The sequence below is a fragment of the Streptomyces sp. IBSBF 2435 genome (genome assembly GCF_036815005.1).
Lineage (GTDB): Bacteria > Actinomycetota > Actinomycetes > Streptomycetales > Streptomycetaceae > Actinacidiphila.
Map to the genome: position 1 here is coordinate 18,357 of NZ_JAJSYW010000011.1, position 25,007 is coordinate 43,363.

16 protein-coding genes and 1 pseudogene are annotated in these 25,007 nt (G+C 72.9%); 5 read left to right on the forward strand and 12 right to left on the reverse strand.

The window, feature by feature from the left end; translation table 11 throughout:
• Positions 1–5 precede the first annotated feature (5 nt).
• From V7E46_RS03950 to V7E46_RS03965, 4 genes are all read right to left on the reverse strand, one after another.
• Complete coding sequence (locus V7E46_RS03950) at positions 6–1,007, reverse strand: thaumatin family protein (protein WP_333767088.1); 1,002 nt, start codon at positions 1,005–1,007, stop codon at positions 6–8.
• A gap of 57 nt (positions 1,008–1,064) precedes the next feature.
• Positions 1,065–1,775, reverse strand: a complete 711-nt coding sequence (locus V7E46_RS03955; RefSeq protein ID WP_333767089.1) for a hypothetical protein — start codon at positions 1,773–1,775, stop codon at positions 1,065–1,067.
• Positions 1,776–1,797: 22 nt separating this feature from the next.
• Positions 1,798–2,187 carry a group I truncated hemoglobin gene (locus V7E46_RS03960; RefSeq protein WP_333767090.1) on the reverse strand — a complete coding sequence of 130 codons (390 nt, stop codon included), beginning with the start codon at positions 2,185–2,187 and terminating at the stop codon, positions 1,798–1,800.
• Positions 2,188–2,348: 161 nt separating this feature from the next.
• Positions 2,349–3,125, reverse strand: a complete 777-nt coding sequence (locus V7E46_RS03965) for a uracil-DNA glycosylase (protein ID WP_333767091.1) — start codon at positions 3,123–3,125, stop codon at positions 2,349–2,351.
• A gap of 154 nt (positions 3,126–3,279) precedes the next feature.
• Between V7E46_RS03965 and V7E46_RS03970 the strand changes: the two genes are divergently transcribed.
• On the forward strand, positions 3,280–3,657 hold the full coding sequence (locus V7E46_RS03970; protein WP_333767092.1) for a DUF488 domain-containing protein: 378 nt from the start codon (positions 3,280–3,282) through the stop codon (positions 3,655–3,657).
• A 101-nt stretch (positions 3,658–3,758) separates the two neighbouring features.
• Here V7E46_RS03970 and V7E46_RS03975 read toward each other — a convergent pair whose 3' ends face one another.
• Positions 3,759–4,967: a PP2C family protein-serine/threonine phosphatase gene (locus tag V7E46_RS03975; protein WP_333767093.1), complete on the reverse strand. Its 1,209-nt coding sequence runs from the start codon at positions 4,965–4,967 to the stop codon at positions 3,759–3,761.
• A gap of 48 nt (positions 4,968–5,015) precedes the next feature.
• Complete coding sequence (locus V7E46_RS03980; protein WP_329172089.1) at positions 5,016–5,408, reverse strand: VOC family protein; 393 nt, start codon at positions 5,406–5,408, stop codon at positions 5,016–5,018.
• Between the two features lie 281 nt (positions 5,409–5,689).
• Between V7E46_RS03980 and V7E46_RS03985 the strand changes: the two genes are divergently transcribed.
• Positions 5,690–6,409 (forward strand): sensor histidine kinase, encoded by a 720-nt coding sequence (locus V7E46_RS03985; protein WP_333767094.1) that lies wholly within the window; start codon positions 5,690–5,692, stop codon positions 6,407–6,409.
• 165 nt (positions 6,410–6,574) lie between these two features.
• Positions 6,575–7,180, forward strand: a complete 606-nt coding sequence (locus V7E46_RS03990) for a GPP34 family phosphoprotein (protein WP_333767095.1) — start codon at positions 6,575–6,577, stop codon at positions 7,178–7,180.
• 57 nt (positions 7,181–7,237) lie between these two features.
• On the opposite strand, the gene V7E46_RS03995 is transcribed toward V7E46_RS03990, so the two are convergent.
• The 5 genes and pseudogenes from V7E46_RS03995 to V7E46_RS04015 all read right to left on the reverse strand — a co-directional run bounded on the left by V7E46_RS03995 (position 7,238) and on the right by V7E46_RS04015 (position 16,781).
• Entirely contained in the window at positions 7,238–11,185 is a 3,948-nt protein-coding gene (locus V7E46_RS03995) for a GH92 family glycosyl hydrolase (RefSeq protein WP_333767096.1), read from the reverse strand.
• Positions 11,186–12,162: 977 nt separating this feature from the next.
• Positions 12,163–14,505, reverse strand: a pseudogene (locus V7E46_RS04000) (GH92 family glycosyl hydrolase); the annotation flags it as partial.
• Positions 14,506–15,320: 815 nt separating this feature from the next.
• Positions 15,321–15,836, reverse strand: a complete 516-nt coding sequence (locus tag V7E46_RS04005; protein ID WP_333767097.1) for an O-acetyl-ADP-ribose deacetylase — start codon at positions 15,834–15,836, stop codon at positions 15,321–15,323.
• 90 nt (positions 15,837–15,926) lie between these two features.
• Entirely contained in the window at positions 15,927–16,361 is a 435-nt protein-coding gene (locus tag V7E46_RS04010; RefSeq protein WP_333767098.1) for a universal stress protein, read from the reverse strand.
• A 174-nt stretch (positions 16,362–16,535) separates the two neighbouring features.
• On the reverse strand, positions 16,536–16,781 hold the full coding sequence (locus V7E46_RS04015; protein ID WP_333767099.1) for a DUF6480 family protein: 246 nt from the start codon (positions 16,779–16,781) through the stop codon (positions 16,536–16,538).
• Positions 16,782–17,070: 289 nt separating this feature from the next.
• On the opposite strand from V7E46_RS04015, the gene V7E46_RS04020 reads away from it, so the two are divergent.
• Entirely contained in the window at positions 17,071–18,201 is a 1,131-nt protein-coding gene (locus V7E46_RS04020) for a peptidoglycan recognition protein family protein (protein ID WP_333767100.1), read from the forward strand.
• Positions 18,202–18,467: 266 nt separating this feature from the next.
• Positions 18,468–20,489, forward strand: coding sequence for an ATP-binding protein (locus V7E46_RS04025; RefSeq protein WP_333767101.1), 2,022 nt, complete (start codon positions 18,468–18,470; stop codon positions 20,487–20,489).
• 147 nt (positions 20,490–20,636) lie between these two features.
• Here V7E46_RS04025 and V7E46_RS04030 read toward each other — a convergent pair whose 3' ends face one another.
• A complete protein-coding gene (locus tag V7E46_RS04030; RefSeq protein ID WP_443053979.1) occupies positions 20,637–24,725 on the reverse strand; it encodes a beta-galactosidase in 4,089 nt (1,362 codons plus the stop codon).
• Positions 24,726–25,007 lie beyond the last annotated feature (282 nt).

The window sequence follows — 25,007 nt, forward strand, 5'->3', positions numbered from 1 at the left end:
CTGCGCTAGCTCGTCCCGAAGGTCACCCGGTAGTAGCAGGCGCCCTTGCAGGCCATGGTGGCCGAGTCGTCGAAAGCGTAGGAGTAGGCGTACGGCTCGGCCTTCTTGAAGACCTGCGTGTAGTCCACCGGCCACTTCGCCGGGAGGCAGTGCTCGCGGCCGGCCCAGGCGCCGCGGCAGCAATAGGTGTCGCCGCCGAAGGCCGCGCAGGGCGGCTTGCAGCCGATCACCTGGCCGTCCGCGGTCGTCCGCATGGCGGCGGGGCAGTCGACCGCACGGGTGCAGGCGCCGCGGTAGCAGCCGGCGGCGGTGAGCGGGTCGGTGCTGGTGGTGTGCGAGATGTTGATGTACATCGGCAGGTTGGACCCGTCCACCATGCTGACGTCGTAGAAGTCCATGCCGTCGAAGGCGTCGAAGGCGAACTCGCCCAGCGTGGTGGGGGTCACCGGGCTGCCGCAGGTGGTGGTGCAGTCGCCGGACAGGCAGTGGCCCGAGGCGTCGCCGGTGCAGCCGGTGCGGCCCCAGACGCGCCCGCCCCAGGAGTTGCCGACCAGCAGCGATGTGCTCGCGCCCGGTGCGAGCCTGCGGCCCTTGGGGTAGGCGGCGGTGCCGGTCGCCACCGCCCAGACGGCCTGCTGGGTGCGGTTGATGATGACGATGCTGCGCTGCCCGCCGGGTGCCGACTGCCTGGGCGGTGCCGCCGGGCGCTTGCCGGGGGTGGCCGAGGGGGTCGCCCGGCGGGCTGTCGGCGTCACCGTGGGCGTGGGCGTGGTCGGCACGGCGGTGGTGGGGCTCGCCGTGGTCGTGATCGTGGCCGCGGTCGGCGCCGGGGCGGCGGGCGCACCGCTCGCGGCGGCCCTGGCCGCGTCGGGGCCGCCGGACCCGAGGTCCAGCGGGGACGCCAGCCAGGAGACCACCGCGACGGCGGCCACCGCCGCGACCACCGCCGCCGTCCGCGTCCGGACCGGCCGGGAGCGGTGCCGCCTGTGTGTCGTTGCGTGCCTCATGCCCAGGAGACCGGACCGGGGTCCCGCGGATAACAGGAACCCCCGCCGGGACCCGGCTCACCTCACCGTGACGGCCGGGCTGCTGCAGCCCTTCACCCGCAGTTCCGGCCGGCCCGAGGGCAGCGCGTGCGCGGGCCAGGACAGCGCCACGGTACGGGACTCGCCGGGCAGCAGCCACAGGTGCTTGTCGCCGTACAGCGTTGGCAGCACCCGCTCGCCCGTGCACTGGTCGAGCAGCGACAGCCGCACCATCGCGGCGACGGCGGAACCCCGGTTGCGTACGGTCGCGGTCAGGGCGCGGCGCGGACCGTCGGCTATGACCCGCCCGATCGTGGCCGAGGTGCGGACCCGGGACGCGGTGCTGAGCGCGGTCATGGCGGCGGGGGTTCGGTAGCGCCGGCAGGTGCTGCCGGACAGCTCCCGGCCCTCGGCGTCGGCCAGTACGAGCCGCAGCAGGTGCAGATCGGGCAGGCTGTCGGTCCACCCGGCGGTGAAGGCGACGGTGACTGCGGCGGAGCCGGCCGACAGGTGGACCGGGCCGAAGGAGGGCCGCCCGGCGGTCAGTACCGCCTCGCCGGGGCGGCGCAGGGCGGACGTGCGGTCGCCGCCGATGCGCCGGGCGGCCCACTCCACCGTGGCGTGGCGGTTCGGGTGGTCGAGTACGGCGCGGTCGCGCAGCGCGCCTTGGGCGGACCCGGCGCCGGGTCCCGTCGCCGCCAGCACATCGGCGGCGGCCAGCGAACACCGCGTGTCGTGCAGCAGCGGCACGACCTCGGGCGGTGCGGGCAGCTCAGGCGGTGACGATGTCGGGTTTCAGCGGCAGCAGGGTCTCCGCGATGGTGCCGATGGTCGGCCCGTCCACGCCCGCCTCGGCCAGCGCCGCCGCCAGGTGCCCGACGACCAGGTCGAACGCCTCGCCGGTGATGGCCAGGCCGCTGTGCGCGCGCTCCATCGTCCGTCCCGGGTAGGGCTCCCTCGACCCGAGCGCCTGGCCCACGAAGAGCCGCTGGTGGCGCTTGAGGCGCGCCATGTCGCGGCCCTCGAAGTAGCCGGCCAGCGCCGGGTCGGCGAGCACGCGGTCGTAGAAGAGGTCGACCACGGCCTCGACGGCGGGGGCGCCGCCGACTGCCTCGAAGATCGTCTGCTGCGGCGCGGGCTCCGCGGGGGTGATGTCCGGCATGCGACTACCGTCCGTCCTTCTCCTTGCGCCGCCGTGAGCGGCGTCGCCCACCGGTCACGTCATGCTGTCACGGGGTCGGCGCACGCGGTGAGCTTTCGGAGACATCCGCGTCGCCCGCCTCTCCCGGCCCGCGCGCCGAATGCCCCCGCCCCGGGGGGAGTTCAGCGGGTGGGCAGACCCGCGGCGGCGGCGCCCACGCGCAGGACGTCGCGGAGCATCGCGGGGGTCAGTGTGCGGGTCGAGACATTGCGGCGGCTCGGGTGGTAACTGCCGATCAGCTCCAACTCCCCCTCCCCCGCCGGCTCGTGGAGCACCACCCGGGCGGCGTGCCCGAAGGCGGGCCGCGGGCGGGGCAGTTGCCATCCGGCGTCCCGCAGGACCGGCAGCAGCGCCTGCCAGCCGAATCCGCCGAGCACGACGACCGCCCGCAGCGTCGGGCGCAGCAGCTGCACCTCACGGGCGAGCCAGGGGCGGCAGGTGTCCCGCTCGGCCGTGCTGGGCCGGTTGCCGGGCGGCGCGCAGTGCACCGGGGAGGTGATCCGTACGCCGTGCAGCTCCAGGCCGTCGGCGCGGTCCACGGCGGTCGGCCCGGAGGCCAGGCCCACCGCGTGCAGGGCCGCGTAGAGCACGTCGCCCGACGGGTCGCCGGTGAACATCCGCCCGGTCCTGTTGCCGCCGTGCGCGGCGGGGGCGAGGCCGACGATCGCCAGGGCGGCGTCCTGCGGGCCGAAGCCGGGCACCGGCCTGGCCCAGTACGTCCAGTCGAGGTACGCGCGCCGCTTGACCCGGCCGACCTCCTCGCGCCAGGCGACCAGCCGCGGGCAGGCACGGCAGCCGCTCACCGCACCGTCCAGCGCGGGCACCGAGTCCGCGAGGGCGGCGGCCACCGCGGGAAAGCCGGGCGCGTCCGCGGCGCCGCCCGATGCACTGCCGTCCATGCCCCGTCCGCCTCTCCCTCACCGCCCGCAGGACCGGCCGGGAATGGCCGCCCCCGGTAAAATGGATCCGCTGCCGGAGCGCGGCGGCCGTCACCCGCGCGGGAGCGTGGCCGCCCCGCGCACCCGCCGCGCGGTCCCAGGGAAAGGCACCGCCATGGCCGAGCCGATCACCTACCGCCGAGTCTACGAGGAGGCCGCGCCCGAGGACGGCGCACGCGTGCTCGTCGACCGGGTCTGGCCGCGGGGCATGCGCAAGGACGACGCGCACCTCGACACATGGCTGCGGGACGTAGCCCCCTCGACCGAGTTGCGCCGCTGGTACGGCCACGAGCCCGCCCGCTTCGCCGAATTCCGCCGCCGCTACCGCGCCGAGCTGCGCGACCCGGCCCACGAGTCGGCGCTGCGGCAGCTGCGCGACCTCGCGGGCCGCGGCCGGCTGACGCTGCTGACCGCCACGAAGGACGTGGACCGCAGCCAGGCCGCGGTGCTCGCCGAATGGCTGAACCGCGCGGAAAGAAGCGGCTCGGGCTGAGCGGGGCCGACCGGCGCGCTGAGCCCGCTGCCGGTGTCAGCTGCCGGGACGTGCGCGGGTTCGCCGTCGTCGCCCGGGCTCCGGCCGAGCGCCTGCCGGTGTCAGCCGCCGGGCCGCTGCGGAAGGCGTACGACGAGGACCGCCACGTCGTCGTCGAAGACCTGGCCGTGGTTGGCGATGACCTCGTCGCACAGCACGTCGAGCGGTGCCGTGGCCAGCGCCGAGGCCTGCTCGGCCAGCGCGCGCAGGCCCTCGTCGATGTCCTGGCCGCGGCGCTCGATCAGGCCGTCGGTGAACAGCAGCAGGGTGCTCCCCGGCGGCAGCGGGTGCTGGTGGTCGGGCCGCGGCAGCCGGGTGTCGACGCCGATCGGGATCCCGTGCCGGGGCGGGGCGAGATAGCGGACGGTGCCGTCCTCGGCGATCAGCAGCGGCGGCGGATGCCCGGCGTTGGTCCAGTGGAAGGTGTACTCCCCCTGGCGCCGCTGCTCCAGCCGGCCCAGGACCAGGGTGGCCGCGGGCGGGTCGCCGAGCGTGGCCACGACGTCGTCCAGTTTCGCCACGATCACACCGGGCGGCCCGACCCGGTCGTGGGCCAGGGCGCGCAGCATGTTGCGGAACTGCCCCATCACGGGGGCCACCCCGGGGTCGTGCCCGGTGACGTCGCCCACGACCAGGCACGGTACGCCGTCGGGCAGCACCAGGACGTCGTACCAGTCGCCGCCGAGCTTGGGCAGCTCGGAGGCCGGCTGGTAGCGCGCCCGCACCTCGACCGGTCGCAGGTCGGGCAGCTCGGGCAGCATGCGGCGCTGGAACTGCTCGGTGGTGTACTTCAGGCGCTCGTAGAGCCGGGCGTTCTCGATGCTGACACTCGCGGCGCTGGCCAGCGCGGTCAGCAGGGCCTGGTCGTCGTCGGTGAAGGGCGTCCCGTCGTTCTTTCCCGACAGGCAGAGATTGCCGTAGACCGTGCCGCGCACGGTGAGGGGGACGCCCAGCACGGTCCGCACGGCCGGGTGCCCCGGCGGGCAGAGCGCCGGGGCCTCGTCCGCCCCCACCGAGATGAGGTCGACGACGTCGCCGTTCTCGCCGAGCACCCCGAGCGCGCCGTAGCGGGTGTCGATCAGTTCGGTGCCGGCCCGCACGATGTGGCCCAGCACGGCGCGCGAGTCCATGTCGGCGCTGATGGTCACGACCGCGTCCAGCAGCCGGCGCTGTTTGCGCTGCCCCGCGGTGAGCCTGCGCAGCTGCTCCTCCAGGGACAGGGCGGCCGGGCCGCTCCTGGGCGGGCCGCCGTGCCCGGTGTGCTCGGTCATGCCCGCACCTCCTCGCCGCGGCCTGTCCGCGGACGGCCCGGCCGCCCGTCACCAGGCGTAGATCCGCGCCATGATCTCCTGGCCGGCCGCGCCCCGCGGCCCGGGGTGGGCGATGACCAGCGGCAGGCCGTCGGGGTCGCGCCCCTCGACCACCGTGACGCCGTCCGCCGTGTCCTTGGACGAGATGTGGGCGGAGCGCTCCTTGAGCATCCGCTCGCACCGTTCGAGGTCGTCGCGGCTGTTCGCGGTCCAGATCACGTACTGCACACCGATGGCGCCCAGCGGGTGCTCGCCTCCCGAGCCCATGACGCGCAGGTACAGCTGCGTGTCGTCCGCGCCGACGAGCAGCACGGCCGTGGTCGTACGGACCGCGACCCGCATCAGCAGCAGCTCCTGGTAGAAGTCCACCGCCCGGTCGAGGTCGCGGACGAAAACCACCACGGAGGCCAGCTGAGGCCCGCGACCGGTCGTATCCGCACCCATCCAGACCCCTTGTCCGCCGCCGTCGATCCCGGCGTCCCACCGGGAATCCCTGTGTTCACGCTACAGGCCCGCAGAAGAGGGCGCTCGGCACGGCATCACGGCGTGTTTACGAAATCAGCGCGCCGCCGGGCGGTCGCGGCCGGGCGGGCCGCGGACGCCGCCCGGCCGCGCGGGCCGCGGACGCCGCCCGGGTGGACTCCCGTGGACCGCGGATATTCTCCCCCCGCGTCCAAACGCCAGTGAGCGCGACCGCCTTCCAGCGGACCATCGCGACCCGGGTGCGCGCTTCGCTCGCGCAGCACACGGGGCTGCTGCTGAACAGCGTGCCGCGGGCCCAGGTCGAGGAGCGCCGGCAGATCGCCAAGGACCTGCACGACCGGATGGGCCACTGCCTGAGTACGGTCCAGAAGCAACTGGAGCTGTACGACCTGCACCAGGTCGGCGATCCCCCGGTCGCGGAGGGCCACTGGCAGGGGGCGTGGGAGTCGCTCCAGGAGTCGATGCGGTATCTGCGCGCGGTGACGTCCCGGCCGCACATGCAGCAGCCGCCACGCAGCCTGGAGGCGGCGCTGCGCGCGTATCTGGAGGTCGCCGAGACCGGCGGGGCCCAGGTGACGGTCCAGGTCAACGGCGACGAGACCTGGGCGTCGCCCAAGGTGCTCGACGAATGCTTCCTGGTGCTGCGCGAGGCGGCCCGCAACGCGCTTCCGCACGCGCGGCCCCGCCTGCTGCGCATCGACGTCGACATCACTCCCTACGAGCTGCGCGGCACGGTGGTGGACAACGGCTGCGGCTTCGACCCGAGCACGTCGGTCGGCGGGGGGCTCGGCCTGATCTCGATGGTGACGCGGGCCGAACTGCTCGGCGGGCGGCTGACCTTCACGAGCCTGGTCGGCGAGGGCACCCGGATCGGCTTCAGCGTGCCGCTGAGTGGGCGTCCCGTTGAGCACATCGCCTGACGCCGGATCCGCGGCTCCGCCTCCCGCGGGGACCGGTGCCCTCGGCACGCGCGGGCACCGGCGGGTCGTACGACGCCGCGCCGCGGCCGATCGGGTAGCGTCGGCGCGGTGGCCCGGCCGCGCGTACCGCCACCGCCGGCCGACGCCCCCGACGTGGAGCCGCTGATGACCACACCGCAGGATCTGCTGATCGTCGCCATGGACGTGGAGTCCAGCCATCCCGTCGAGTCGGGCGACCTCTCGCTCGCGCTCGCCGCCGCCGAACTGCTCGATCTGCTCGACGGCCGGCTCGCGTCGCTGGACGGCGACCGTGTCGTGCCGGGCGTCGGGTCCGCGCCGCGCGACCCGCTGCTGGCCGAGGCCGCGTCGGCGCTGGTGCGGCAGCCGCCGTACGAGTCGGTCGAGGACTGGCTGTGGCGCAGGGGCCGCGCGCTGTCCGCTGCCTATCTGGCCGCCATGGAGTCGGCGGGGCACGTCACGCGCAAGCACCGGCGGCTGCTGCCCGGCCGGCCGGGGCCCGCGGCGCTGGTCGACTCGCCGCTCCGGCGCCATGCGACCGAGCGCTGGGCCTCGGGCGAGCCGGTCCTCACGGCTCTCGCGGCCGTCCTCGGGATCCACGCCGGGACGCCCGGGGCACCCCCGGGGGTCGCCGACGAGGCGGCGCTGACCGTCCTGGCGACGGCCGGCGACGCCGTGGTGGAGCTGGACGCCGTACGGCAGCGGCGGGACATCGAGCAGGCGGCCTTCGACAACATCTGGCGCGGCGAGTAGGGCGCGCGTGACCCCGCCGCCCGGGTCGGGGCGGCGGGGTCCGGCGGTGTCAGGGCGTCAGCGGTGGGCCAGCAGCTCCACCTCCGCCAGCGATGTGGTCTCCTGGCTGCCGTTGTTGGCGGTCACCACCAGCCGGTAGGAGGTGTACGCGCCGGGGTGCGCGATCTCGAACGGCCGGGTCTGCAGCCGGTCGGTGAAGGCCTGGCCCGTCCTGGTGTCCAGCGTCTTCCAGTGCCCGCCGCCGGTGGAGCCCTGGAGCTGCCAGCTCTTCGGGTCCTGGGCGGCGGCGGTGCTGCCCGAGGTCAGCGTGTAGAAGGCGGCCCGCTGCTTGGCGCCGCCGTCGTAGGCGTACGTGACGGCCGCCGTCGTGCCGGGCAGATTCGCCTGGGTGGCCGAGGTGTTGTCGAACAGGCCGGAGACGTCCGTCCCGCCGGCGGCTGACGCGGCGCCGAGGCCGGGTCCCGTGGTGTCGGTGAGCGGGTCGGGGGTGCCGCCCGCCGGGGTGAGCGAGGCCGGCACCGCGTTCTTGCCGGTGCCCCAGGTGGACGGCTTGGCGCCCATGGTGAAGTCCAGGGTGGCGCCGGCCGACAGCTGGGCCTGCGTCAGATAGACCTTGTCCCAGCTCTTCCCGTTGACCTTGAGGGACTGGACGTAGACGTTGCTGCGGCTGTTGTTCGGCGCCTTGACGGTGATGTCCTTGCCGTTGTCCAGGTGGACGGTGGCCTTGGTGAACAGCGGGGAGCCGATGACGTAGTTGCCGCTGCCGGTCTGGAGCGGGTAGAAGCCGAGGGCGCTGAAGATCTGCCAGGTGGAGGTGGCGCCGTTGTCCTCGTCGCCGGGGTAGCCCTGGCCGATCGAGCTGCCGGTGAAGAGGCGCTGCTGGATCTCCCGTACGGCTGCCTGCGTCTTGGCGGGCGCGCCGGCGTAGTCGTACATGTACGGGATGCCGAAGGAGGGCTGGTTGCTCATGCCCAGCTCGCCCATCCGGACGTCTCGGGCCTCCAGCATCTCGTGGATGGTGCCGCCGTAGCCGCCGGCGTCACCGGACGCGGTCTCCTGGGTGGCGAAGAAGGTGTCGAGCTGCTTCTCCAGGCCCTGCTTGCCGCCGTAGAGGGAGGCCAGGCCCGCCGGGTCCTGCGGCACGGTGAAGCCGTAGTTGAAGGCGTTGGTCTCGGTGTACTCGTTGCCCCACTGCTGCGGGTCGAAGGCGCTGTCGGTGACCCGCCAGGTGCCGTCGGGCTTGCGGCCCTCGAAGAAGCCGACGCCCTTGTTGAACAGGTTGGTGTAGTTCTGGGCGCGAGCCAGGAAGTAGGCCGACTCCTCCTTGTAGCGGCCGCGCTCGGCGGCCGGGGTCTTCGGGTCCGTGGCGAGCCGGGCCGCCATGGTGCCGATGCCGTAGTCGTTGATGTAGCCGTCCAGCGACCAGGAGACGCTGCCGTCGGTGGCGGTGTTGGTGTAGCCGGTGAAGATCGAGGTGCTCAGGCCCTTGCGGCCCACCCCTGAACTGGTCGGAACGACGGTGGCGTTCTTGACCGCCGCGTCGTAGGCGGCCTTGGCGTCGAAGCCGGTGACGCCCTTGGCGTAGGCGTCGGCGAAGGACACGTCCGCGCTGGTGCCGGTCATCGAGTCGGAGTAGCCGGGCGAGGACCAGCGGGCGGTCCAGCCGCCGTCCTTGTACTGCTGGACGAAGCCGTTCGCCAGCTCGCCCGCGGTCTTCGACTCCAGCAGGGAATAGGCGGGCCACTCGCTGCGGTAGGTGTCCCAGAAGCCGTTGTTCACGTAAACCTTGCCGTCCACGACCTTCGCGCCGGTCTGCGTCGGGGTGCTCGCGGCGCCCGTCGAGAAGGCGCTGGCGTACCGGTAGACGGGGCGGGCGGCGGTACCGGTGTTCTCGTAGCCAGAGTTCGGATACAGGTTCATCCGGTAGAGGTTGGAGTAGAGCGTGGTCAACTGGTCGTCGGTGGCGCCCTGCACCTCGACCTTGCCGAGCTTGGCGTTCCACTGGCGCTCCGCGTAGCGCTTGACGGTGTCGAAGGAGGTGCCGGCCGGGATCTCCAGGGCCAGGTTCTTCTTGGCCTGGTCGGCGCTGATGAAGGACGTGGCGACGCGCATCGTCACCGTCTTGTGGGCCGAGGTGTCGAAGCCCGCGTAGCCGGTGACATTGTCGCGGCCCTGCCCGGTGACCTTGGCTGCCGCAGTCGGCGCCTGGTCGAACTCGGCGTGGACGTACATCCGGGTGGCGCCGGCGGAGGAGCCGCTGCGGTGCTCCGACCAGCCGTCCAGGGTGCCCTCGGCCGGGTCGAGGGTGAGGCCGCCGTTGTTGTCGACGTTGTCGAAGAGGAGGTCGCCGGTGTCACCGGTGAAGGTGAAGCGGAAGACCGCGGAGTGGTCGGCGGGGGCGATCTCGGCCTTCATCCCGTTGGTGAAGGTCACGCCGTAGTAGTGCGGCTGGGCCACCTCGCCGGAGTGCTCGAAGGTCAGCGCCCGCTTGGTCCTGTCCAGGTCGGGTGTGCCGCTCGCGGCGGACGGCATGACCTGGAACATGTCGCGGTCGCCCATCCACGGGCTCGGCTCGTGGCTGATCCCGAGCGCCTGGAGGGCGGGCAGGTTGTCGGCGTTGTTCTGGCCGACGTAGCTGTACTCCCAGCTGTCGGAGCCCGCGTCGGTGACCGGCGTGTAGAAGTTGAAGCCGTTAGGGACGGCTGCCAGCGGCAGGTTGTTGCCGCGCGAGAAGGACCCGGAGGAATTGGTGCCGCGCCGGGTGTCGACGTGCTGGGCGAAGCTCGCGGACCGGTTGCGCTGCGGTGCCGCACCGATCGTGAGGTCGTCGACCCAGCCCTTGAACTGCGTGGTCGCGCCCGGCTGTGTGCCGCCGGCCGGGTCGTCGTAGCCGAGCAGGATGCGGTCGGCGGTCTTGCCCGCGGCGACCTCGCCGATGGTCGAGGCGACGGAGTTCCACTGCGCGGCGTAGAGGGTCTTCGAGGCGCCCTGCGCCTTCGGGGCGAGCACGACACCGTTGCCGTCCTGCGCCGGGCGGCGCAGTCGGCTGAGGTAGGTCCCGTCGGTGAAGTGCAGGTCGACCGAGACGTAGGTGCTGGGGTACCTCAGGTCGCCGCCGGTCAGCTCGGGGAAGATGTCGTACGACAGCTGCGTGTCGCGGGCGACCGGGATGTGCACGTCGTAGAGCTTGTTCCAGGCGTGCACCGCGCCCGCCGCGGTGTGGGTGCCGGCGTACTCCAGCGCCCTGACGCCGGTGAAGCCGGTGTTCGCGCGAACGTTGGGACCGGAGGACGGGCCGCTGCCGACCTCGGTGGTCATACCGGGCACCGGGGTGGGCGCGGGCGAGCCGTCCGAGAGGACCAGGTCGGCGAGCTGGGTGCCGTCGCTGCCGTTGTTGCCGGTGACGTTGAGCCGGTAGTAGCGGTACGCGCCGGGGGTGGCGACCTCGTAGACCTTGGACGCGAAGCGGCCGGCGAAGGTCTGGCCGGTCCTGCTGTCCACGGTGGTCCAGGTGCTGCCGTCGGCCGAGCCCTGGAGCGCGAAGTCCTTCGGGTCGCGGTCGGGGAAGTCGTTGGCGGAGGTGAGGGCGTACTTCCTGACGGTGACGTCCTCGGACAGCTGGTAGCGCAACCACCCGGTGGCCGCGAAGGTGAGCCACTTGGTGCTCGGGTCCTCGTCGGCGGCCTTGGCGGCGGACTCGTTGGGGGCGTTCTCCGCACTGGCGGTGACCGCGGTGATCCTGTCCTTGACGCTGCCGGGCAGCAGCGGGAGGGTGCCCGCGGTCACCCCGGCGACCATCGGCCTGCCGTGGGCGTCGTTCTCCGCGGTGCTGGTCCATCCCGGCTGCGGCTGGCCCGCCTCGAAGGACGTGGTGAAGGCGGGCCCGTGCCAGGAACCGCCCGTCTCGGCGTGCGCGAACGCGGACGCCGGCACGGTCAGGCCCAGGGCGACGAGCGCGGCCAGCAGTGGTCGGGTGAGAGTGCGGCGGGATCGGCCACTTCTCATGCGGTGCTGCCTTTCTTCTCCGATGGCGGTCCGGTACGGCGACCGCTCGCGTGCGGTGACCCGGGTCATGCGTTGCGCCCGCTGAGCGCGTAGAGCGCAAGGCGCGGGTCGTCGGGCAGCGTGAGCGAGACCGCGGTCCGCGCGCTGTCCAGGGGGAGGGCCAGGTGCCAGATGTCGACGGCGACGCCGTCCGGCGCGCCCTTCGCGTCGTAGCGGCTGCCGGCGTGGATCGCCGGGTCCTCGCCGAGCCGCGGGGCGCCGGCCGCCCAGTCGGTCGCGGTCAGCGGGACCTCGGCGGTGGTGCCGTCGGCGTAGTGGACGGTGGCGGTGGTGTTCACGTCACCGTGGTGGGCGGTGAGCAGCACATCGAGCGCCGAATAGCCGCGGGCCACCAGCGGCACGGTCTGGCCGTGGGCGGTCGCGAAGTTCGGCGCGCTGCCGGTGGTGTCGGGGAAGCGGTAGGCGTGCCCGCCGAGCACGCCGGTGCCCGGCGCGGGCAGATCCTCGGCCGGGAAGGCGGCGCCCGTGCCGTCGAAGTCGGCGCCGGTGGCGCCCGCCGCGCTGACGCCGTCCACGGTGTACTGCGCCGAAAGGTCCTGCACGCAGGATCCGGACCGTCCCTCGCAGGTCGCCGTCGTCACCGAGACCGGCACGGTCCTGGTGACGGTCGGGCCGCCGGACTGCGCCACTGTGACGGTGACCGGATACGTCCCGTCGGGGGTGCCCGCGGGCGCGGTGATGTGCACCGGCACCTCGTGGGTGGCGGGCAGCGTGTCCGAGGTGACCTGGAAGGAGGCCCGCACCGGGTCCGCGGTCAGCGGTGCGGGCGCCGAGACCCGCACGGTGCCGGCCGCCCTGCCGGGCGCGGTGAGGACCGCGGAGACCGTCATATCTGCCGAGGTGCCGCCGCCGAGCACGCCCACCGTGGAGGGCGACACGGAGGCGGCGGTACGGATCTGGGTGCCGGCGGCGGTGTCGAGCGCGGGAGGGGCGTCGGAGCGTGCGGTGCCCCATGCCGAGGGCGAGGCGCCGACGGTGAGCGCGATGTCCTTGCCCGCCCTGATGTCGCCGGTGGTGATGTACGTGTGGCTGAGCTTCCTGCCGCCGAGCCGCGCGGACTGGATGTAGCGGTCGGTGTCCGAGCTGCCGGGCGCGCTGACGGTCAGCCGGCCGTGCGGGTAGTACCGCTTGTCGAGGGTGACGTCGACCCGGCTGAACAGCGGGGTCGACAGCCCCCACAGGTCGGTGCCCGGCGTCATCGGGTAGACGCCGATCGCCGAGAGCACCTGCCACGCCGACATGGTGCCGAGGTCGTCGTTGCCGGTGACGCCGTCGGGCGCGTCGGTGAACAGCGTCAGCGCGGCATGCACCACGTCGGTGGTCTTCCACGGCTGACCGGTCGACAGATAGGTGTAGGGGGCGTTGAGGTCGGGCTCGTTCTGCGGGTTGTACTTGTCCTGGTTGTAGTACGAGTACGGGCCGTTGACCCAGACGTCGCGGGCGGTGCCTGCCGGGTCCTCGACCAACTGGTCGTACGCGAAGAAGGAGTCGAGCCGGGCGTTGGCCTGGTCCGTGCTGCCGATCAGGCCGACCAGGCCCGGCACGTCCTGCGGGACCAGCCACATGTACTGCCAGGAGGTGCCCTCGTGGAAGCCGACGCTCGCGGCCGGGTCGGCGGGGCCGACGAAGCCGCCGTCGGTGTCGCGGGCCCGGAAGAAGCCGGTGCGCGGGTCGAAGATGTTGCGGAAGTTCTGACCTCTGGCCAGATAGCGCCGCGCGTCGGCGGTGTGGCCGAGATCGCGGGCCATGCCGCCGAGGGCGGCGTCGGCGAGCGCGTACTCCAGCGTCGCGGACGGCCCGTGCTGGAAGTCGTTGTCACCGGGCTTGCCCGGGTGCGCCGGGTCGTAGGGGACGTAGCCGCCGGCCAGGTATTCGGCGCCGGCCTGCCGCCCCGCCGCGGGCGAGGACGCGGGCGGCACGGTGTCCACGTGCCTCTTCAGCGCCTGGTACGCCTCCTCCTCGTGGCCCTTGAGCAGGCCCTGCCGGTAGGCGTCGACCAGGAACGGGGTGACCGGGTCGCCGGTCATGATGTTTGTCTCGACGGTGGCGTAGCCCCAGCGCGGCAGGCTGCCGCTCTGCTGGGCGACCCGCAGCAGCGACAGCGCCATGTCGCGGGACTCGCGCGGCGCCAGCAGCGAGAGCAGCTGCTGCTGGGTGCGGTAGGTGTCCCACAGCGACCAGTTCTGGTAGTACGTCGAGCCGTCGCCGGCGTGCGGCTCGGCGTCCCAGCCGGTGTAGCGGCCGTCGACGTCGCTGCCGATGTTGGGCGCGAGGAAGGAGCGGTAGAGCGAGGAGTAGAAGGTGCGCTGCTGCTCGTCGGTGCCGCCCTGCACCCTGACCGCGCCGAGGCGGTCCTGCCAGGCGCGCTTGGCGGCGGCAGCGGTGGCGTCGAAGCTGCCGCGCCCCTCGGCCGCGAGGTTCTTCGCGGCGCCCCTGGCGTCCACCCAGGACAGCGAGGTGACCGCGGTGACGCTGCGGTCCTTCGTGGTGTCGAAGCGGGCGTAGGCGCCGCCGAGGCCGGTGGAGGTGGAGGTGCGGGAGCCCGCGGCCACGTCGGCGCCGTTCCAGGTGCCGTAGGAGGTGAACGGCCGGTCGAAGCGCGTCTCGGTGTACAGCGTGTAGGGCCGGGTGTCCTGGCAGAAGCCGCTGCCGGTGATCGCGGTGGCCACGGTGCGGTCGTCGAGCACCGTCACGGTGCTGCTGGTGACCTTGTGCAGGGCCTGCCCCGAGTTGAGCAGCACATTGGCCTGGCCGGTGGCGGGGAAGGTGTAGCGCTGCCAGCCGGTGCGGTCGGTGGCGCTCAGCTCGGCGGTGATGCCGGTCCCGAGCGTCACCTTGTAGTACCCCGGCGACGCGCTCTCGTCCGCGTGCCGGAAGGGCGCCGCGTACTGGGCGTCGTCGGTGGCGGTGACCGGGCCGGTCGTCGGCAGGACGGGCAGGTCGCCGCCGAGGCCGCAGCCCACGCCCGACAGGTGCACGGCGCTGAAGCCGCGGATGTGGTCCTGGTTGTAGTCGTACCCCGTGTTGTGCCCGGTGTCGGGCGACAGCTGCACCATGCCGAAGGGCACCGCGGCACCGGGGTAGGTGTTGCCGTCGTTCTGGGTGCCGATGAAGGAGTCGACCAGGTGGGTGAGGTCGCCGCCGCCACCGGCACCGGTGGCCTGGGCGCCCTGGGCGGGCAGCATCGCCGCCCCCGCGGCGAGCAGCACGGTGGCCGCGGCTGCGGCGGCGGTGCGCCGGCGCTGCGTTCTTGGAGCCATACCTTCCTCCCTCCGCCTCCTGACAACGTTGTCAGGAGGACAAGTACACCTGTCACGCGAGTTTCCCGAGGGTGCGGGACATGCGAGTGAGCCGTGAGGAATCCTGTACTCCGCGCCCGGCATCGTCAATGACGCAGAACGAATTGATCTCGGCGGGTCAGCCGTGCGGCTCGCGGCGGGAGGTGGCGGTACGCCAATCGTCGCAGGTCGGGGCGGTGTTGTGAGGCGCGAGCGGGCGTCATCCGCCGACCCCGGCGGTTACGGGTGGGGGTGAACCGTTTCAGACGGGTACGCGTCAGTGGGGCCCGGCAGCGGCCCTTGCGCCGGCCGCTCGGCGCCGCATGCTCGACCGGTGGACGAGGTGACGACCGGGCAGCCGGCCGCGGCGATAGCGGGGCGGCATGTGGACAGCGGGACACGGGTCCGCACCGGCGGTGCGGCGTACGACCTGACCTTCGTCGCACCGACGTCGCTGTCCTGGGTGTGGGCCCGGGGGGGACTCCGCGACGCGCGTGGACCTGGAGCGGGCGGTCCTGGCCGCCGCCAACCGGTGCGTCGGCCACCTCGTACGGACCAGGCCGCTGGTCGGCGGCGCCGAACCCGGGCAGGGGCGCGCCGCCGCGCTGGCGATCCACGTGGTCGGCACACCGCAACCCTGGACGGAGCCCCCGCCGCCCCTGCTGCACGTGCACGCCTGTCGCACCGCGGCACCGGCTCCGCACCGCCGTCCCTGCGAGCCCGGAGCGGCCGGTGCCCGGCTCAGCCCCCGGACCACGGCGTCGGCGCTCGGGAAGAGCCGCCGGTCAGGGCCGGCGTCAGCCGGGCTCGGCGGGGCTGACGGCGGCGGTCAGCAGGTCGTACGACTCCTCGCCGAAGGCGACCAGGGTGATCCGTTCGACGCGGGTCGACGCGGATCCGAGGGTCGCCGCCGCGATACGCGCAGCCCGCGCGGCCGGGAAACCGTAGACGCCGGTGGAGATCGCCGGGAAGGCGACGCTTTTGACGCCGAGTTCGTCCGCGACCTCCAGGCATCGCCGGTAGCAGGAGGCGAGGACGTCGGGCTCGGAGTGGCCGCCGCCGTTCCAGACCGGGCCGACGGTGTGGATCACATGCCCGATCCGCGGCTGGAGGTCGAAGGCGGGCGTGGCCTTGGCGTCGCCCGGCGCGCACGGAGCGACGGCGGCCCCCGCCTCCGCGAGGCGCGGGCCCGCCGCCCGGTGGATGGCGCCGTCCACCCCGCCACCGCCCATCAGCGACTCGTTCGCCGCGTTCACGATGGCGTCCACCCGCAGCCGGGTGATGTCGCCCTGTACGACCTCGATCATGACCATGCTCCGATGATTCCACCGGAGCACGGTCAGAAACGGGCTGTCGCACGGGTCCCCGGTCCGACAGCCGGTCCTCAGCCCGCCCGGAGGGTGTCAGGCCTCGCCGCGGACGAGCAGTACCGAGACGGACGCGGCCTTCGCCACACCGCGGCTGACGCTGGCGTGCAGCAGGGCGGAGATGCCGCTGTGGTGGCCGGGGCCGACCACGATGAGGTCGCTGCCGAGGGCATCGGCACGCTCGACCAGGATGGCGGCCAGGTCCTCCCGCAGGCCCTCGTCCACCTCGCCCTCCGCGGTGATCCCGGCCGCCCGCAGCCGCGCGAGCGCCTCGTCCAGGACCTGGCGGCCCTCAGCGGGGTCCTCCGCGGTGTAGAGGCCGCCGGAGATGCCGTCGGTGATGACCCGGGAGGCCCGGATGTGTATGACGTGGACCTGTCCCCCGGTCAGTGCCGCGAGGGACGCGACGGTGTCCAGCACCCCTGCGCCGTGCGTGGTGCCGTCGACGGCGGCCAGGATGTTCTTGTACATGCGATCAACTTCCTTGTCCGAAGGGGCCTCAGGGGTCCAGGGCCCGCCGCAGTGATCAGCGGGCCGGCGTCCGGATCAATTCCCCGATCCGCGGTGACAACGGCCACGCCCGGCGCGTACGGCCGCGGCGGGCTGGCGCGGAGTGCGGACTTCGGGACAGGGAGTCACCGCGGGTCACAGCATGAGTTCGATCGCCATTCCGAGGGCTCCGGCGGCGAAGACGCCGACGACGAGCATGATCCCGATGATCGGTGCGGCGCCCCAGCCCTGGCTGAGGGGGCCGCGTTCGGGACCGTCGAGGGACGAGATCCCCGACTCGGCCGGCGAGGTGCGCCCGGCCGCCTGTACGTCCTCGGGTACGCCCAGCCCTTCGTCGGGCAGGTGCGGGTTCACTGAGTGTGCGGGGTGGGTGACCGCCATGGCGGGCCTCCGATGCTTGCCCGGGAATGTCCGTGCCCACCTCGGGTACCCATTCCTCCCGCGCCGATGCGCGGGCGGCGGGAGCGGCGCCGCGCGGCCGGGATCCGTACGGGCCGGGCCGCCCGGGCGGGTACCGCGCAGGTCGGCGGGACCGGGCCGCAAAGGGGATCTTCCCCGCAAGCGCGCCCCAATCTTGAGAAGTTTCTGGCTGGGCGTCAGCGGGCTTCATATTCTCCTGTGGTCATCGGCGGCCGGGAGGCCGCCGCCCACTCCCCGATGCGGAGTCTGCATGGCCTTGCACGAGCACGAGGTGGACCGCCGAACGCTGTTCAGGGTCGGCCTGGGAACCGCGGTCGCCGCGGTTGTCGGCACCGAACTCGCTTTCCCCGGGGCCGCCCAGGCGGCCCCTTCGCCCGAGTTCCCCTGGATCATCGACTGCGACAGCTGGGGCGCCCGGCCGCCGTCCAGCGCGATTCAGATCACCGGCAACACGACGAACAAGATCATCCTGCATCACATGGCGTTCCCCAACGTCACCGACTACTCCCGCGAGCACGCCGTCCAGCTGGCCAAGGACTGCCAGAACCTGCACATGGACACCAACGGCTGGGCGGACACCGGGCAGCACTTCACCGTCAGCCGGGGCGGCTACGTCATGGAGGGCAGGCACCGGAGCCTGGAGACCCTGGTGGCCGGCGAGCACCAGGTCGTGTCGGCCCACTGTCCCGGCGAGAACGGCAACGCCATCGGCATCGAGAACGAGGGCACGTACATCACCGAGACACCGCCCGAGGCGCTGCTCGACTCGCTGGTGGAGCTGTGCGTCGCGGTGTGCCGCCAGTTCGACCTGAAGGCCTGGGACATCTTCGGCCACTGGGACTTCCGGCTCACCGACTGTCCCGGCATCGCCTTCTACGCGCAGTTCCCGATGATCCGCAGGCGGGTGCTGCGCGCGATGGGCACCCACCCGTCGGCGGCGCCGGCGCGCCGGTGGCCGGACATCTGGCGCTTCGTCGACAGCCCGATCGTCCAGGTGGGGCAGTACCTGCTCGACAACGCCGGCTACGCGCTCACGCCGGACGGCGTCTTCGGCTACGACATGAACGACGCGCTCGCCGATTTCCAGACCAGGAGCGGCATCCCGGTGACCCCGGACGCCACCTTCGACACCGCCACGTGGGAGGCGCTCGCACCGCGTCTCGACAAGCACGCCACCGGCCTGCCGGTCACCGCGATCCAGTTCATGCTCGCCCGCAAGGGGTATCCCGAGGTGACCGCGAGCGGCGAGTTCGACCACGCGACAATGAAGGCCGTCCAGTCCATGCAGCGCCTGCACGGCCTGCACCCCGACGGCAAGGTCGATCTCAGCACCTGGTGCGCCGTTGTCGGCGGCTCGGTGCGGGAGGCCTTCCGCCGCTGAGCCGGCGGCCGTGGGGTCTCCCCGTCCGACCGGACGACTGTCGGTGATCCGTCGACCGTCCCGCGCCGGACGGGGAGACCCGCGGGACCTCAGTGCCCCGAGCGGCTGCCGGCCGTGGTGCGGGTACGGCCGCCGTCGGCGGACACGCCGACCGCTCTGTGCCGGCGGCCCGTTGTACGAGGGCCCGCGCCCGCCGCGAGGTCTCGATCCGGTTGAGTAGCGCCGACAACGCGCGGGCCATGGCCCCGTATTGGCACCCTGTGTGCATGAAGGGGCACATTCCGCCGGAGACGACGAGTTTCGTGGGCCGCGAGCGGGAGCTCGCGTGGCTGGCCGCCATGATCGCGACCAGCCGGCTGGTGACGCTGACCGGCGTCGGGGGTGTCGGGAAGACCCGGGTGGCGATGCGGGCGGCGGCGCGGGCGGCCCCGCTCTTCCCCGACGGGGTGTGGTGGGCCGACCTGTCCACCCTGTCCGGCCCCGACCTGCTGGTCGCGACCGTCAGCGACGCCGTCGACATAGTGGGCCACTCCCCGCACATGCCGTTGCAGGTGCTCGGCGACTACGTCGCCGACAAGCGGCTGCTGCTCGTGCTGGACTCCTGCGAGCACCTGGCGGACGAATGCGCCGGCCTCGTCAGGGAGCTGCTCGCCGCGGGGCCGGGTATCGGCGTCCTGGCCACAAGCCGCAGACCTCTGTCCTCGCACGGCCAGGACCTGCTGGTCCTCGACCCGCTGCCCGCCGAGGGGCCGGACGCGCTCGCGCTGCTCACCGAGCGGGTGGCCGAGCGCGCCGGACGGCGCGCCCTGGAGGAACCCGGCGCCGCCGAGGCCGCGTCGGCGGTGTGCCGGCGCCTCGAAGGCATCCCGCTCGCGATCGAGCTCGCCGCGGGTCAGGTCGGTCCCGCGAGCATGGCCGAGATCGCCTCGCTCCTCGGCTCCCGCTTCGACGCCCTGACCCGCTCCGGCTTCGTGTGGCCGCACCGGCACCGGGCGATGCGTACGGCGGTCGGCTGGAGCCATGAGCTGTGCGCACCGCTGGAGCGCCTGCTGTGGGCGCGGCTGAGCGTCTTCCGCGGCGCCTTCTGCGCGGAGTCGGCCGCCGACGTGACCGCGGGCGGCCCGCTGCGCCCCGAGGACGTCCCGCGGCTGCTCGACGGCCTGGTCGCCCAGTCGGTGCTGCGCCGAGACGGCGAGCGGTACCGGATGCTCGACACCATCAGGGAATACGGCGACGCGTGGCTCGGCGAACTCGGTGAGCGCGACGCCCTCGCCGAGCGGCACGCCGCCCACTTCGTACGGCTGGCGCGCCGGGCGGAGGCCGGGTGGACGGGCAACGGGCAGATCACCGGCCACCGGACGGTCGAGCAGGTGCACGCCGACCTGCGGGCCGCCCTGGACCGGCTGCTGGCCACCGACCCGGCCCGCGCCGCCGACACCACGGGCCGTCTGGTCTTCTTCTGGGCCTGCTCGGGCCATGTCAAGGAGGCCCGCTCGTATCTGGAGCGGGCGCTCACGGCCTGCCCCGAGCCCAGCCCGGCCCGCACCAGGGCGCTCACCGCGCTGGGCGTGGCGGTCTCGCTCCAGGGCGACTACGCGCTCGCGGCCCGGCTCGGCGCGGAAGCGGCAGCGGCAGCGCGCGCCGACGGCGACAAGGACGCGCAGCTCGGCGCCGCGTACATGGTGGGGCTGCTGGACCTGCTGGCGGGCCGGCCCGACCGGGCCATCGCCACGGTGGACGAGGCACTGGCCGGTGCGCCGGGCTTCGCCTTCGGCTCCGGGGCGCACCTGCGCTGCCACCTGGTCCGGGTGTTCGGGCTGACCGCGCGCGGTGATCTGGAGCGGGCCGACCGCATGGCCCACGAACTGCGGGAGCACTGCGTGCTCATCGACGAGGTGTGGACCCGCTCCTACCTCGACTACCAGCTCGCGCTGATCGCGCTGAGCCGGTCGGCGGCGCGGGACGCGGTGCGCCACGCGCGCATGATGCTCAACGCCAAGCGCGCGCTGGGCGACGCCTTCGGCCTGGCCCTCGGCCTCGACGTGCTCGCCGCCGCACTCGTGGCGGACGGCCAGGCGCAGGCCGCGGCGGTCGCGTACGGCACGAGCGACACCCTGTGGCGCGGCCTCGGCCACCCGCAGCGCGGCACCCCGGAGCTGAAGCCGGTGCGCGACCGGTGCGAGGCCGCGATGCGCTCGGCGCTCGGGGACGACGGATACGACCGCGCCTTCCGCCGCGGCGCCGCCACCGCGTCGGCCGGGGCGATAGCCGCGCTGGCCAGCGACTGATACGGCGAGGGTCCCGGCCGGTCCTCGCCCCTGAACCGGTAGCCCCTGAACCGGTCGCGCCGGAGCTGGCGGGTAGGGCGCGGCGCACCGGCGCCGGGCCGGCGGGGAAGGTGCGCCCCCGCCGGCCCGTCATCAGGTGCGGTGGAGTCAACCGCAGGTCAGGGTGGGCGCCCCCCAGTCGCCGTGGTCGTTGCCGTTGCCGTCGCCGGCGTCGCCGACCTTGAGGTCGAGCACCTGGGCGCCGGTGACGTCGACGTCGATCGGTACGGCCGCCTGCTTGCCGCGGATCGCCTGGGTGGTGACCAGGGTTCTGCCGTCGGCGATCACGGAGAAGGTGACCGTGCCCGAGCCGCCGGTCTCGTCGTCGACACCCACCTGGGCGGTCAGCCGGGTGCAGGCGCCCGCGAGGTAGAGCTGTACCTCGCTGACCGCGTTGGTGCCCAGGCCCTTGGCGTAGCCGGTGCCGGCGATACTGATCGGACGGCCGTCGCCCGACGCCTGTTCGCCGACGCTGCTGTCGCGCTCCACCGGTCCCCATCCGTTGCCGGACGACAGGAACGGCAGGTCGCTCACCGCGTTCTCGCCCGCCGCGGGAGGCGGCGGGATCGCTCCGACGATGCGCTCGTCACTTGCGGTGGCTTTGCGTCCGCGCTGCACATAGTGCGCCGTCGCGGTGATCGCCGAGGCGGAGGGCAGCGTCCCGGCAGGCGGCTGGACCTTCCAGTGGACGGTCGCGGAGCCGCCGGGCGGGACGCGGTCCACCGAAGCCGGCGCCGGGGCGCTCGCGGTCCAGCCCTCGGGCAGTGCGAGCACGGCCTTGAGCGCGGTGGCCGCGGGCCGGCCCGCCGGGACGCGTACGGTCGCCGCAGCGGTGAAGGCCTGCCCCGCCTGCACGGTGTCGGGCACGTCGAGGGCGACGTCAACCCCCGGACCGGCCGGCATCGCGTAGGTGGCGCGGTGGTAGCCGGGGCTCTTGTCCTGGGCGACCCGCAGGGACGAGGCGTAGCTGCCGTAGTCGGTCAGCGACACCTTGCCGAGCCCGCCGGTGCTGCCGTCCAGATTCCATACGGCGATGGCGACGGTGTTGTGCCCGTTGGGGTCGAGGATGCCGTTGGGCACCGGGAAGGTGTGCTGCGGACCGAGGTAGTTGACGTAGTTGCCGACCTGCCAGCCGTTCACGAAGATCGTGGCCCGGTATTTGCGGGACGGGTCGTCGGTGAAGGTCAGGCCGAGCGAGGTGTCCTGGCCGTGCGGCAGGTCGAGCTTGGCGTCGGTGCGGTACCACGAGACGCCCGGCCGGGTGTCGGTGGCCGGCAGGGACACGTTGCCCCACGTCTTGTCCGGATAGCCGGGCAGCGACCAGCCGGCCCGCTCGCCGTAGAGGCCGCCGGTCGACAGCGGGCCGCGGACCGTGTCGAGCAGGTCCTCGCCGCCCCGCACGCCCTGCAGCCGCCAGGTCACGGCGGTGAGCGGCGCCCCGACGAGCGAGGCGCTGGTCAGGCCGCGTGCGGTCTTGTTGCCGTTGGAGGAGTTGTAGTCCTCCTCGTGGCCCATGTTCACGGTGAGGACGGACACCACGTTGTCGCCGGCCGGCTTCACCGCCCCGGCCGGGAAGGTGAAGTCGGCGCTGCCGGTGGTGGAGCTGCCGAGGAAGGTGCCGTTGAGCCAGGCGGAGAAGGCCTGCGCCCTGCCGCCGGAGTCCGAGACCAGGTGGATGCCCTTCTCGCCGCCGCCCGCGCGGAAGCGCCCGCGGTACCAGGTGTTGCCGGTGTGGAACCCGTAGTCGTCGGCGTAGAGCACGGGCAGCGCGTTGATGCCGGAGGAGCTGTTGGTGGCCGACTTGTCGGCCACCTGCCAGCTGGAGTCGTCGAAGGCCGCGGCGGCCTCCGGGGATTCCTCGGCGTGCTTCCAGTCCGTCAGCGCCGGCAGCTTCACCGGGGCGGCGACGGCGATCCGGCCGGTACGGCTGCCGGTGGCGGTGGCGCGGGCGCTGATCGTGCGGCCGTTCCAGCTGACGCGGCCGGCGGAGGTGAACACCTCGATGTCCGGGTCGTCGGCGTTGTCACCGGTGAGCGCGACCGTACGGCCGTGGTCCTGGCTGACCGCCGTCCGCAGCAGGTGGGTGCCGCGTACCAGCACCGGTCCCGTCGCGGTGTCCTGGCGCCAGAAGGTCGCCGCGGTCGCCTTGTCGCCGACGAGCAGCAGCTGCGGGCGCGGCCCTCCGCCGCTGATGCTGATCCGGGTCAGGCCGTTGTGCGTGTAGTTCAGCCGCAGGTCGCCGGTGGCCGCGTCCCAGGTGGTGGTGACCTGGCCGCCGCTGCTGGTCACGGTCGGCCTGCTCGCGTAGCGCAGGACGGTCTCGCCGTCGCTGCCCTGGTCGCCGTAGAAGACGGAGACGTCCTGCTTGCCGATGGTCGCGGTGGTCATGATCTCGGAGGTCGAATACTGCAGCTGGGAGTCCCCGAGCCGGTAGTTCGCCACGATGATGTGGGAGTCGCGGCCGTCGAGCGTGATGGCGGTGCCGGGCTGCTGCGGTACGACCGGGTAGATCGGCGTCGCGGCGGCGGCGGTCGGCACATCGATGGCGTCGACCGACACGAAGTTGTCCGTCGACGCCGAGCTGTGGCTGCCGGCCACGACGATCTTCAACGTGTGCGCCCCGGGAGCCAGGCCGGTCCTCTGGAAGACCACCGCCTGGTTCTCGCTGCCGGAGTCGTCGACCGTGGCGACCTTGGCGCCATCGAGATAGACGTCGGCGTAGCCGTGGTTATCGGTCTTCGGGCCGATCCAGCGGACCGCGGTGCCGTCGAAGGGGACGGTGACCGAGTCGCCGGCCGCGTGGGAGAACGACTCGGTCTTCCTGTAGTCGCCGCCGGTGTAGCTCTGGTCGGCCACATGCGACCAGGCGCCGGTGTACTGCAGCGCGGCGTCGGTGTCGTCCCAGGTGTAGCTGGTGTCGGTGGTCGGCCGGGCGTTGAAGTCCAGCGCTATGTGGGTCGTGTCGAGCGCCGTGGACGTGGAATTCCCGTGCCGCAGGACGTGGAACTGCGTCTTGGTGTCGGGGTTCATCCGCGCCGTGTCCACCACGGCGCTGTTGTCGGGGGACGCTGCCCTGATCGCGTCGGTCTTGGCCAGCGGGGCGACCGACTGGGTGAAGTAGCCGATCAGCTTGTCCTCGTCGTACTTGGGGTCCAGCTGGCGGTTCTCGCGGATCGCGGCGCCGTAGTCGTACGACGTGTAGTTCTCCGGCATGCCGAGCCAGCCCCAGTTGGTGCCGCCGTAGGTCATGTAGAAGCTCTGGGCGGTCGCGCCGACGGCGATGTTCTGCTTGTAGAAGACGTCGGCGAACTGGTCGTTGATCAGCTGGGCGCACTTGTCGTAGCCGGGGCCGCCCCAGGGGTCGAAGGCGCCGCCCTGGAATTCAGGGGTGTACAGCGGCTTTCCTGCCGGGTGGTCGTAGCTGATGTCGGGGACGCCGTTCCACTGCGTGGGGTTGGAGCAGTTGAAGCCCTGCGGGTAGGAGTCGGGGCCGTCGACGTCCAGGGCGCCGTCACCGGAGTTGAAGGTGCCGTTGTTGTTGCCGGTGAGCGGGACGGTGATGCCGTCGGCGGTGGCCTTGTCCTCCAGGTGCTTCATGTAGGCGCGGGCGTCCGCCGAGCCGTCGTAATACTCGTTCTCCACCTGGTAGGCGATCACCGAGCCGGTGCCGTTGGTCACCTGGTGCCGCGCGATGATCCGGTCGATCCGGGTCAGCCACTCGTCGGCGTACCTCAGGAACTGCGGGTCGTCGGTGCGGTTCTTCTCCTCCTTGGTGGTCAGCCAGCCGGGCAGGCCGCCGCTGTCGACCTCGGCGTTGATGTACGGCGCCGGGCGGGCGATCACGTACAGCCCGGCCTGCTCGGCCATGTCGAGCAGCTTGTCGACGTCGCGCACGCCGGTGAAGTCGTAGACCCCCGGCCTGGGTGAGTGGTAGTCCCAGTCGAAGTAGAGGGAGGTGGAGTTGAAGCCGGCCGCCTTCATCTTCTGGAAGATGTCGAGCCACAGGTCGGGGCTGGGGAGCCGGAAGTAGTGGAATTCTCCCGACCACAGGTAGGTGCGCTTGCCGTCGACCAGGAACGAGTAGCCGTCGAAGGTCACCGTACGGGCCTTGTGCGCGGCAGCGGGCGCCCCGGCGGCGCGCGGGGCGGACGCGGCGGCCGGCTTGGCGGCGCTCGACGCCACGGCGGGCACCGTCATGCCCGCGGACAGCGCGAGGGCCACACCCGCCGCGAGACCCGCCCACCACTGTCGCCGGCGGCCGGGTCTCGCGGCCACGGAACCGTTGGGATGTCTTTGCACTGCGCCCTCCACACTCCCCGACGAGCCAACTCCAAACAGAATCAATCGGAGTCGAACAATAGGAGCGGGTGCGGGGCGGCACAATAGCGCGGACAAAGCTTGACGGCCCGAGTGACGGCGAACCACCATGTGGTCAACTGTTGGGTTGCGTCGGATTATGTTCCGAGGTGCGGCCGGTGA

What these genes read in the sequence shown, in the direction of transcription:
- V7E46_RS03950 (WP_333767088.1), bottom strand. Translation starts at nt 1,007, where the DNA reads ATGAGGCACGCAACGACACACAGGCGGCACCGCTCCCGGCCGGTCCGG.
- V7E46_RS03960 (WP_333767090.1), bottom strand. Translation starts at nt 2,187, where the DNA reads ATGCCGGACATCACCCCCGCGGAGCCCGCGCCGCAGCAGACGATCTTC.
- V7E46_RS03965 (WP_333767091.1), bottom strand. Translation starts at nt 3,125, where the DNA reads ATGGACGGCAGTGCATCGGGCGGCGCCGCGGACGCGCCCGGCTTTCCC.
- V7E46_RS03970 (WP_333767092.1), top strand. Translation starts at nt 3,280, where the DNA reads ATGGCCGAGCCGATCACCTACCGCCGAGTCTACGAGGAGGCCGCGCCC.
- V7E46_RS03975 (WP_333767093.1), bottom strand. Translation starts at nt 4,967, where the DNA reads ATGACCGAGCACACCGGGCACGGCGGCCCGCCCAGGAGCGGCCCGGCC.
- V7E46_RS03990 (WP_333767095.1), top strand. Translation starts at nt 6,575, where the DNA reads ATGACCACACCGCAGGATCTGCTGATCGTCGCCATGGACGTGGAGTCC.
- V7E46_RS03995 (WP_333767096.1), bottom strand. Translation starts at nt 11,185, where the DNA reads ATGAGAAGTGGCCGATCCCGCCGCACTCTCACCCGACCACTGCTGGCC.
- V7E46_RS04005 (WP_333767097.1), bottom strand. Translation starts at nt 15,836, where the DNA reads ATGGTCATGATCGAGGTCGTACAGGGCGACATCACCCGGCTGCGGGTG.
- V7E46_RS04010 (WP_333767098.1), bottom strand. Translation starts at nt 16,361, where the DNA reads ATGTACAAGAACATCCTGGCCGCCGTCGACGGCACCACGCACGGCGCA.
- V7E46_RS04015 (WP_333767099.1), bottom strand. Translation starts at nt 16,781, where the DNA reads ATGGCGGTCACCCACCCCGCACACTCAGTGAACCCGCACCTGCCCGAC.
- V7E46_RS04020 (WP_333767100.1), top strand. Translation starts at nt 17,071, where the DNA reads ATGGCCTTGCACGAGCACGAGGTGGACCGCCGAACGCTGTTCAGGGTC.
- V7E46_RS04025 (WP_333767101.1), top strand. Translation starts at nt 18,468, where the DNA reads ATGAAGGGGCACATTCCGCCGGAGACGACGAGTTTCGTGGGCCGCGAG.
- V7E46_RS04030 (WP_443053979.1), bottom strand. Translation starts at nt 24,725, where the DNA reads ATGACGGTGCCCGCCGTGGCGTCGAGCGCCGCCAAGCCGGCCGCCGCG.